This is a genomic window from Alsobacter sp. R-9, from assembly GCF_054612375.1.
Genome location: NZ_JBTSWJ010000012.1, coordinates 178,346 through 185,617 on the forward strand (window position 1 = coordinate 178,346; position 7,272 = coordinate 185,617).

7 protein-coding genes are annotated in these 7,272 nt (G+C 67.5%); 2 read left to right on the forward strand and 5 right to left on the reverse strand.

Features of this window, described 5'->3' with window-relative positions:
* Position 1 precedes the first annotated feature (1 nt).
* Positions 2 to 1,732, reverse strand: a complete 1,731-nt coding sequence (ybaL, locus tag ACX9GQ_RS19175) for a YbaL family putative K(+) efflux transporter (protein WP_459631188.1) — start codon at positions 1,730 to 1,732, stop codon at positions 2 to 4.
* A 365-nt stretch (positions 1,733 to 2,097) separates the two neighbouring features.
* Between ybaL and ACX9GQ_RS19180 the strand changes: the two genes are divergently transcribed.
* Positions 2,098 to 3,522 carry a DUF1254 domain-containing protein gene (locus ACX9GQ_RS19180; protein WP_459631189.1) on the forward strand — a complete coding sequence of 475 codons (1,425 nt, stop codon included), beginning with the start codon at positions 2,098 to 2,100 and terminating at the stop codon, positions 3,520 to 3,522.
* 258 nt (positions 3,523 to 3,780) lie between these two features.
* Positions 3,781 to 4,902, forward strand: coding sequence for an AraC family transcriptional regulator (locus ACX9GQ_RS19185; RefSeq protein ID WP_459631190.1), 1,122 nt, complete (start codon positions 3,781 to 3,783; stop codon positions 4,900 to 4,902).
* A 9-nt stretch (positions 4,903 to 4,911) separates the two neighbouring features.
* Here the strand turns inward: ACX9GQ_RS19185 and ACX9GQ_RS19190 are convergent, their stop codons facing one another.
* From ACX9GQ_RS19190 to ACX9GQ_RS19205, 4 genes are all read right to left on the reverse strand, one after another.
* A complete protein-coding gene (locus tag ACX9GQ_RS19190) occupies positions 4,912 to 5,694 on the reverse strand; it encodes a hypothetical protein (RefSeq protein ID WP_459631191.1) in 783 nt (260 codons plus the stop codon).
* A 42-nt stretch (positions 5,695 to 5,736) separates the two neighbouring features.
* On the reverse strand, positions 5,737 to 6,219 hold the full coding sequence (locus tag ACX9GQ_RS19195; protein ID WP_459631192.1) for a DUF992 domain-containing protein: 483 nt from the start codon (positions 6,217 to 6,219) through the stop codon (positions 5,737 to 5,739).
* Positions 6,220 to 6,281: 62 nt separating this feature from the next.
* Positions 6,282 to 6,662, reverse strand: coding sequence for an Ig-like domain-containing protein (locus ACX9GQ_RS19200; protein WP_459631193.1), 381 nt, complete (start codon positions 6,660 to 6,662; stop codon positions 6,282 to 6,284).
* 11 nt (positions 6,663 to 6,673) lie between these two features.
* The gene (locus ACX9GQ_RS19205; RefSeq protein WP_459631194.1) at positions 6,674 to 7,054 is read right to left on the reverse strand and encodes a hypothetical protein; all 381 of its coding nucleotides are present in this window, start codon (positions 7,052 to 7,054) and stop codon (positions 6,674 to 6,676) included.
* Between the last annotated feature and the right edge of the window lie 218 nt (positions 7,055 to 7,272).

Here is a 7,272-nt window from a genome sequence, read left to right on the forward strand (position 1 = left end):
ATCACGCGGGCGTCGCTCCCGCCTCGGCGGGCGGCGTCGTGCGCGCGTCCTCGAAGGAGTCCTCCGGCGTCCCGGTGAGATGGTTCGCGAGTTCGCGCGCGATCTCCCGCTCGCCGACCACGATGAACTCGGCCCCGCACTTGCGCAGGTAGTCCTCCTCCGGGTCCGAGTGTGCCCGCGCGACCAGGCGCAGCGCCGGATTGGCGCTCCGCGCGGTCTCGAACAGCGCGCCCGCCTCGAACGGGTTCGGGATGGCGCTGACGAGCCAGCGGGCATGGTCGAGGCCGGCCGCGGCGGCGATGCCCGGCTGGTTGATCGGCCCGAGGATCACCTCCACCCCGTCCTCCCGGGCGTGACCGGCCTGCTTCTCGTTCTCCTCGACCACCACATAGGGCATCCCGACGTCCCGGAGCGACGCGCCGACGAGGCGCCCGACGCGACCGTATCCGACCAGCACCACGTGGTCCCGAAGCGCCGTCTGCACGGGAACGTCGGCCGGTGCTGGCGCCGGTTCCTTCTCCGTCATCCGGTCAAGCAGCACGAACAGCAGCGGGTTGACGAGGATCGAGATGATCGCGCCGGCGAGCACGAGGTCGGGACCCTCCGACGGCAGCAGGCCGAGGCTCACGCCGAGGCCGGCGAGGATGAAAGAGAACTCGCCGATCTGGGCGAGGCTCGCGGAGATGGTGTAGGCCGTGGTGGACGACCGGCCGAAGGCGCGCACGATGGCGAAGGCGGCAAGGGACTTGCCGATGACGATCACGAGGACCGTGCCGATGAGGGCGAGCGGCTGGCGCACGACGATGGACGGGTCGAACAGCATGCCGACCGAGACGAAGAACAGCACGGCGAAGGCGTCGCGCAGCGGCAGCGTCTCCTTCGCGGCCTGATGGCTGAGCGGGCTCTCGGCCAGCACCATCCCCGCGAAGAACGCACCGAGCGCGAAGGACACGCCGAAGAGCTCGGTGGCGCCCATGGCCACCCCGAGGGCGATGGCCAGAACCGCTAGCCGGAACAGCTCGCGAGAACCGGTGTGGGCGACGTAGTGGAGGACGAAGGGGATCACGCGGCGCCCGACGAGCAGCATCAGCGCCACGAAGGCCGTCACCTTGGCGATGGTCAGTCCCACGATCGCCGCGACGCTGTCCGTGGGAACGAGGCTGGCGAGCCCGCCTCCATGCCCGCCGGCCGCATCCGTCCGGCCCCCGAGAAGGCCCGAGAAGGCCGGTAGCAGCACGAGGATGAGGACCATCGCGAGGTCCTCGACGATCAGCCAGCCGACGGCGATGCGGCCCTTGTCCGTCTCGATCAGGCGGCGCTCCTGCAGGGCCCGCAGCAGCACCACCGTGCTCGCGACCGACAGGGAGAGGCCGAAGACGATCCCCGCCCCGACCGTCCATCCGAGGCTCCAGGCGAGCCCCATGCCCATGACCGTGGCGATGGCGATCTGGCCGACGGCACCGGGCACCGCGATGGCCTTCACCCGCATCAGGTCGGCAAGCGAGAAGTGCAGCCCCACGCCGAACATGAGCAGAATGACGCCGATCTCGGCGAGCTGCGGGGCGAGCCCCTGATCCGCGACGAACCCCGGCGTGAACGGTCCGATCGCGATGCCGGCCACGAGGTAGCCCACGAGAGGGGACAGCCTCAGGCGTTGCGCGAGGACGCCGAACACGAACGCAAGCCCGAGGCCTGCCACGATGGTTGCGATCAGGGACACGTCATGCGGCAAGGATGGCTCCAGGATTGAATGGAATTGCGTGGTTTCGGGATCGTCTTGTCGGCGGTCAGGATTGTCCGACCCCAGCGGGTCGCCGCCGCTCAAACGAACCAACAAAGGTTTGCCTCGCCGCCGTCCCAAAGACAACCGTCGATCGCCCGCGAAAGTCGAAAAAACTCGATGAGCGGCTTGAGCTTGGGCGCTCTTTCAAGTTGCAGCGCGCGAAGTTCAACAGTGACGTTTCTTCACGGGCAGACCCATGGTGCACGGCATTCCGTCCGCGATGGATCCGTCCGGTGCGAGGGGTCGGCCCCTATTCGTTAGCCCGTGACACCGCCGCAGTTTAGCCTCCGCGCGGACCCTTGGGAGATCGCCCCATGCTGACCCGCCGTACCGTGCTCAACGGCTTCGCCCTGCTGTCGTCGACTGCGCTCGCCTCGCGCGCCCTCGCCTTCGAGGGGCCGCTGACGGACCTCGTGGTGGACACCGAGGAGTTCGCCATCGCGACCGACGCCTACGTCTACGGCTACCCGCTCGTGACGATGGAGTTGACCAGGCGTGTGATCACCAACGTCGAGAAGCCGGTCGGCACTCGCGGGCCGATGGGCCAGATCATCAAGCTGCGCAGCTACCCCGACGCGACCTTCCGCGACGTCACGGCGCCGAACGCCGACACGCTCTACACCACCTCCTTCTTCGACGTTGGGGCGGAGCCGTGGGTGCTCAGTGTCCCGGACATGAAGGGCCGATATTTCCTGCTGCCGTTGCTGAGCGGCTGGACGGACGTCTTCCAGGTCCCCGGCACCCGCACCAGCGGCACGCAGGCGCAGACCTTCGTGATCACGGGGCCGGGATGGTCCGGGACAGTGCCTGCCGGCATGACCCAGCTGAAGGCGCCCACGGCGATCGTCTGGCTTCTGGGTCGCATCTACTGCACCGGCACGCCGGAGGACTATGCGGCGGTGCATGCGCTGCAGGACCAGTTCAAGCTGCAGCCCCTGAGCACGTGGGGGAAGGACTACATCCCGCCGGCAGGCAAGGTCGATGCCTCCATCGACATGAAGACGCCCGTTCGCGACCAGGTGAACAGGATGTCGACAGTGGAGTACTTCACGCTCCTCGCCGAGCTGATGAAGCGCAATCCGCCGTCCTCTGCCGATGCGCCGGCGCTTGAGCGCTTCAAGAAGATCGGTCTCGAGGCGGGCAAGAGCTTCGACGCGAGCGTGCTGGACCGCCGCTGGGACCGCCGGGTTCCCGAGGTGGCGCAGGCCCGGATCCTCGCGCACTTCATGACGCGCGACGGTGACATGAACCGCGTCAACGGCTGGACCTACACGATCAAGGCCGGCCTGTACGGGACCTCCTATCTCCAGCGCGCCCTCGTGACCTACATGGGTCTCGGCGCCAACCGTCCGCAGGACGCCGTCTATCCGACGTCGCTGCGGCCTTCGCTCCTCGAGGGGTACTCCGGCGAGCACAAGTGGGTCATGCGCTTCCCGAAGGGCGAGACCCCGCCCGTGAAGGGCTTCTGGTCCCTCACGATGTACGACGAGGATCTCTTCTTCGTCGCCAACCCCATCAACCGGTACTCGATGAGCGTGCGTACCAACCCGAAATACGAGGCGGATGGCTCGCTCGTCATCTACATCCAGAACGAGAGCCCCGGCGCGGACAAGGAGGCGAACTGGCTGCCTGCGCCGAAGGGCAAGTTCTATCTCATGTTGCGGCTCTACTGGCCTGAGGAGAACAACCCGTCGATCATCGACGGCTCCTGGACCATCCCGCCGGTGAAGCGGGCCTGACGGCCGTGCGAGGCGAAGCTGGAGGCATCACCCTTGCGTGATCGCGGCGGGGCCGGTCCACAGGGACCGCCCCTCGTCCTTCTGCGTGATTCGTCCCGCGGCCTGCCAAAACCTCGCGCTTGCGGCCTTCTGAGTGCCGCAGATCAAACCAGCACGCCCGCGCGGACGCTGGCACCGTTTGCTGCATGTCAAGAAACAATGCTTGCATGCACTGTTTTTGAAATGTGTATATTTTGGTGACACTTCCCGGAGGCTGGTGTGGAACGGGGACTCCCCCATTCGGTTGGAAGGCCTGTCGCCTATCACCGCGCGGGCGGAATTGCGGGCGTCGCGGCGCTCATCCGCGACCTTGGACATGATCCGGCAGCGCTCGGCGGCAGCCTCGGGCTCGACCTCGACTCGCTGACGACCGAGACGCGCATTCCGTTCCCGACGGTCGTCGAACTGCTGGAGAGGGCCGCCGTCGCGACGGGGTGCCCCCATTTCGGGCTACTGCTCGGGTCGCGCACGCGCCCCGAGGCGCATGGAATCATCTACCGCCTTGCCCGCCACGCGCCCACGCTGCGCCAGGCGCTGCTCGACCACATCACCTGGCAGCTCGGCTATTCGAGCGGCGGCATCCTGTACCTGAACCGCGTCGGCCAGGACTATGCCTTCGGCTACGGCATCTACGATCGCCAGTCCTACGGCAGCGCGCAGGTCTACGACTTCGTCGCTGCGCTGTTCTGCACGTTCCTGCGCGAACTGGCTGGCGGACGCGTCGAGCCCCTGGAAGTCCTGCTGTGCCGGCGCCCACCCGACGACATCCGGCCCTACCAGCAGATCCTCAAGGTGCCCGTCCGCTTCAACGAGAACCAGGCGTGCATGGTTCTGGCGGGACACGCTCTCGACACCCCCTTGCCGGCGGCGGATCCCGACCAGCGCATTGCCATTGTCCGCGAGGTCGAGGCGCTGCATGCGCCCATCGACCGGGACTTCCCGATGCGTTTGCGGCGCATCGTGCGGCCGATGCTTCTCGAGGGGGCGCCTTCGATGGTCGACGCGGCGCGCGCGCTCGGCATCCCCGTGCGGACGCTGCGGCGCCGCCTTGCCGTCAGCAGCCAGACCTTCGAGACGATCCGCGACGAGGTTCGGTACACGCTGGCGCGCGACCTGCTGATGCTGACGGATCTGCCCGTCAGCGACGTGGCTGAGGCGCTGGCCTTCGCCACTCATTCAGCCTTCACGAACGCGTTCCAGCGCTGGAGCGGAAAAACCCCGTCCGCGTGGCGTGCGCATTCCGCCGGTGCAGGGCGGACTGAGGCGAGGGGGGGCGCGACCGCACCCATCGCCGAGAGGGCCGATTCCGTCGGCCCGCCGGCGATCGCATCGACCGGCTAGGATCGTGTCCTAGAAGTGCACGCCCACTCCGGCGAACACGCCGTGGAGGGTCGTCTGGTACACGAACCCGCCATCCTTGTAGTCTGTGTAGAGCGCCCGATAGCCGATCGACGTCGAGATGTTCTCGGTCCACTTGTAGCCGATCGCCGCGAAGCCCTGCGTCGTGAACTGCGATCCGACGCCGAATCCACCCACATCGGCGAGACCGGTCAGGAACCAGTTCTTGTCGATGGTGTAGGTGAAGGCGAAGCCGACCACAGGGTCGACCCAGGTCTTCGTGGCGGACGCGGTCCGGTCGAAGGCCGGCAGCACGCCGAAATGCTGGATCTCGACGTCCAGCTGCTGGCCGCGGACACCGCCGATGACCCGGAGGTCCAGTGCCGGTGCTCCGACGGGAACGCGATAGCCAACGTAGCCGCTGAGGATGCTCTGCGTCTGGGTGTATTCGAGCTGTCCGCCGAAGCGCGTCTCGCGCTTGCTCCCGATCTCCGACCACACGACGTCGCCCAGGAACATCCACGTGTCGTTCTTCGCCTGTACGGCGCCCATGAAGGCGCCCTTCAGGTCATTGAAGATCTGGTCGAAGCCGATGTTCACGTTGATCGGCTGACGGTAGAGCGCTCCGATGTCCCCGTTGAGGCCCGTGGCCCACCCGTACAGCGTGGCCTGGAAAGTCCATCCGCTGGGTGCCGGAAGCGGGGCCGGGGCCGGCGGGGCCGCGCGGGACGGCAGATCGGCGGCGAGCGCAGAGCCGCTCCAGAACATCAGGGCGGCGGCAACGAGGGGCTTCATCGGCATCATTCGGGGGGCTTCCACAGGTTCGGCAGGTCTGGATCAGGGAATGGCTTCGAGGGTGACGGTCGTGATGCCGCCGGCGATGTTGACGCCGGTCTGCCCTTCGACCGAAAGCGGCTGCAGGGAAAAGGCGCGTCCCGTCCCACCGACGAGAACATTGACGCCGGCGCCCGCACCGGCCGAGGCCTGGGCCCCCACGCCGGCATAGGTTCCGGCGAGGGCACCCTTCGGGATTCCCTGCGCGGGCGCGATGACGCCCCAGATCAGATGGCCGCTGCCGACCTCGCCGATGGCGACGCCGTACTCGACGATCTTGCCCGTGTACGCGTCGGGAGTGCTCCCGTTGTCGGGCTTGAACTGGCACGTCAGCGTCTGCTTCTGCACCACGAAGAGCCCGACTCCGCGAGACACGTCGCAGGTGAGTGTCCCGACACGGACGGAGGTCTGCGCCGAAGCGGCTCCGGCACAGACAAGGACCCCGGCGAGGGTCGTGGTTGCGACGAGGATCCTGACGAGCGTCATGGGGTGGTCCCCTCTGTCATGGGCCCGGTGCCGGGCCGGTTCCGAAAGAGCCGGCCAGCGGCTCACTGCTTGACCTGTACCTTGACGATGACCTGGGAGGTCGCCGTCCCGGCGTTGCCGCGACCGGTCAGCGCCATCACGAACTGGTCGGTCCCGGTGAAGCCGGCGCGGGGCGTGTAGCCGTAGCTCGTCCCCTGCACGAAGGCCGTGCCGTTGGCCGGAGGCGTGACGATCGTGGAGTTCGTCATCATGGCGCCGAAGAGATTCAGCGTGTCCGCGCACCCCGCAGGCCCCACGATCATGAGCCAGTTCGACGTCTCGCCGAAGGCGAAGGGGGCATACTCGGGATTGCACTGCCCGTTGGACGGGACGCTCTGGCATCCTGCCAGCAGGGCGGCCGCCACCGCAGGGGCGGCCAGCGTGAGAAAGAGCTTCCTGCGCATCGGGATCATCCTCATAACTCCGACCAACCGTCGAGATTGTCGATACCGCTGATCGTGAGGCCGGCATCGAACTGCGGCTGGCTGATCAGCTGCTGCACGTTGAGGACGTTCCGGTACGCCTGGAAGGCGTCCGGGGTCCCGACATAGACGCACTTGCAGACGAGGGGATCGGCATAGAGGTACGTGACCGTCCCGTTCACCGTCTGCTTGACGAACTTGTTCGCCGGTAGGCCCTTCATGAGGGCCACGTTCTTCGGCGTGCTGGCAGGCCTGGCGACGAAGCCCGCGTCGAGAAGGAGGTTGCCCTGGCCCGTTGCAGCGGACTGCGGTGACGTCTGGCAGCCGGTGAGCGCCGACAGCGCGAGCAGGGACAACAACGCAGCGCGGCACATCACGGACGAAGCGGCCTCTTCGTGGAGGGGGCATCTGCGGCGGGAGCCGCCGCTGCCCTGCAGCGGTCGCGGGAAAGCGTCCTGTCCGGACTGGACCGGCGCATCTGCATGAGCAGGCGCCGGTCCGCCGTCCGAACGGAAGCGGGCCGCCGTCATGGGGCGGCCTGCGGGATTACCACTTGTAGTTGATGCCGAGGCGGACGAGGCCGCCGCCGGTG